Below are 2,124 nucleotides of genomic sequence, written 5' to 3' on the forward strand. Positions count from 1 at the left end.
GGCTATAACGGGCAGTGAAATTCGGTTCATGGGAATAACAACTCCTTGCAAGGTTGATTGTCGAGCGAGGTATTTCATGGGGATTAGTTTTCGGAATTTTCGGGTGTTGGACGGCGGCTTAATTCCGAAAATTCAAACAAGAATTCTGGTGCTGATATGGCGCCAGAACCCGTGTAGCTCATCTCGACCAAAGATCCGCTATGAACTAAGAAACGACCGGAAAATATGACATCATCCCCACGTTGTAGCGATAGCAACTCGTTGTAGACGTCACTTTGGGAAGGGGGGATCAGCGTATCCAATCCCAATGAAAGGTGGACGCCAGCCAGGACTGTGACACCGCCTATATCAATACTGACGGCTCCTTTGCCCTGCATCCGTTGAATTCCAAGGATGGTTCCCGACCATCTTTTGACTGAGGAAAGCTCGGCCAGTTGATTGTCGCGCAGGTCGAGGAGATCGTTGAACGCCAATGAGTTTGGCGCAGTGATTGCCGATTCTTGTGCAGCCTCTATTCGAGATAAAAATTCTGTTTGAGCGTCAGAAAGTCCAGATTGACTCTCTGTTGGAGTGGGGGGCGTGGGGGTGAAAACGGCTATGGCGACAACGCCAACAACCGCCAAGGAAGAATACAATATCCACCGTCTTGGGCGACGCTTTTCACAGGCTGTACATCGCCGGGAACTTTTAAGATTGGATTTCCCACAAGAGCAAATCCAATAAGAGACAGATTCAGCCATTTATTTTGGCCGCGTCAGAAGTGCCATCAGACCAAGGATAATAGCACCTATTAGCCATATGAAAATAAGAAGTGTTACGCCGATTCCTGTGCCGATGGCGGCCCCAGCAGCTTCAGCGCCAGACAGGCCAGATTGAGTCTGGACAGCGCTTTGTGTGCCTCCCCATATCCACAACACCATTAGGATGTTGAAGCCCCAGAAGGCAAAAATCACCAGTTTCCCGAAAATGCCGCGCTTGGCTTTCCGCAGAACAGCGCCGCAAGACGGGCAGGAAGGCGCACTGGTGCTCACCCGGTGTTGGCAGGATGGGCACTCGATCATTGTTGGTTTGGCCATAGAAAACTCCTTTTCAAAAATTTCTAACGAGAGTGGAAAATTTTGCAATCTTTATAAGGGCATCAGGAAGGGGGCAACCATGACCTACTCCCTCAACGTAGCCGTTCTTGCTTCTTGCAGTATGCCACGAAAGCCGCGCCGCTGTTTTTTGGTGGGTTCCCCTTGGCGGCTTCGCTCTTGGCGAACGCCAGCCAGTCAGAGCGCAGGGCGTAGTAGTCCCGGCCCTTCTCCCTGGCGATACCGCGCGCCTTGTCCTCTGCCCATTCTGGCAATCGGATTTCGGGCGAAAGGTCGTTCTGGGGCGAGCGTGGGCGGAAGATCACCAAGTCATCTGCGGTTAGCTCCATGCGATAGAACGGCGTGTGATCGTCCTCGATGATCTGGCGGATGTTGAGCCGGAACTTCTTCAGGGGTGCGTTGCTGCCGGTCTTTTCCTGAAGCTTGGCGAGACCGATGTGCCATTTCGGTTGCCCCCCACAATGCTTGCGGCCGATCTCATACAGACGGCGTTCCAGTGGGCGGCGCAGGCGGAAATAGTCGTTCGAGATCGTCACGACCTCATCACCTTCGATTGCGCGCATCACCCAGTCGGACAAGATCACCTCGCAGTAGTCGAGCCGCCACTTGCCCTCTTCCTTCATGACGAACCCACTGCCCGATTCCAGCAGGCTGAAAAAGCGTGTCTCGCGCCTATTCCCAGTCTGAATATCGGTCTGGAAGGTCGTCCCGATGAGCCTCTGAAATGCCTGTTCCAGGCGCTGATACTCGATCCCGCCCGTCTTGCGGTTCGTGGTGATCATCAACTCGCGGGCGCTGAAACGCACCCGCTTCCCGATCTTCTCGCCTCGGTTTTTACGGTGCATGAGCTGGCTCACGCAGAAGATCAGAATGTCCTTGTCGAATATCGTAGGTAGGCCGACTCCGGACGGCACGATTTTCAGCCGGTTGTCGCCGCCTCGATATTCGAGGTGGCGCATGTCCGGCTTGGTGGCGAGTGAGAACAGCGGATGCTCCATCGAGGCCATGTCGTCCTTCGGCACCACATCGG

At 54.1% G+C, this 2,124-nt stretch carries 3 protein-coding genes; all 3 read right to left on the bottom strand.

The features are described 5' to 3' along the window. Nucleotides 1-83 precede the first annotated feature (83 nt). On the bottom strand, nt 84-635 hold the full coding sequence (locus WBB85_RS04525) for a hypothetical protein (RefSeq protein ID WP_432637433.1): 552 nt from the start codon (nt 633-635) through the stop codon (nt 84-86). A 105-nt stretch (nt 636-740) separates the two neighbouring features. Next, nucleotides 741-1,076, bottom strand: coding sequence for a zinc ribbon domain-containing protein (locus WBB85_RS04530; RefSeq protein WP_432637434.1), 336 nt, complete (start codon nt 1,074-1,076; stop codon nt 741-743). 92 nt (nt 1,077-1,168) lie between these two features. After that, nucleotides 1,169-2,124, bottom strand: a 956-nt coding sequence (locus WBB85_RS04535) for a replication initiator protein A (protein WP_432637435.1), incomplete at its 5' end; no start/stop codon positions are given.

Origin of the sequence: Albidovulum sp., assembly GCF_049646345.1 — a bacterium.
GTDB lineage: Bacteria > Pseudomonadota > Alphaproteobacteria > Rhodobacterales > Rhodobacteraceae > Albidovulum.

Excerpts from the sequence above, each read along its gene's own strand:
- WBB85_RS04530 (WP_432637434.1), bottom strand. The coding sequence starts at position 1,076 with ATGGCCAAACCAACAATGATCGAGTGCCCATCCTGCCAACACCGGGTG.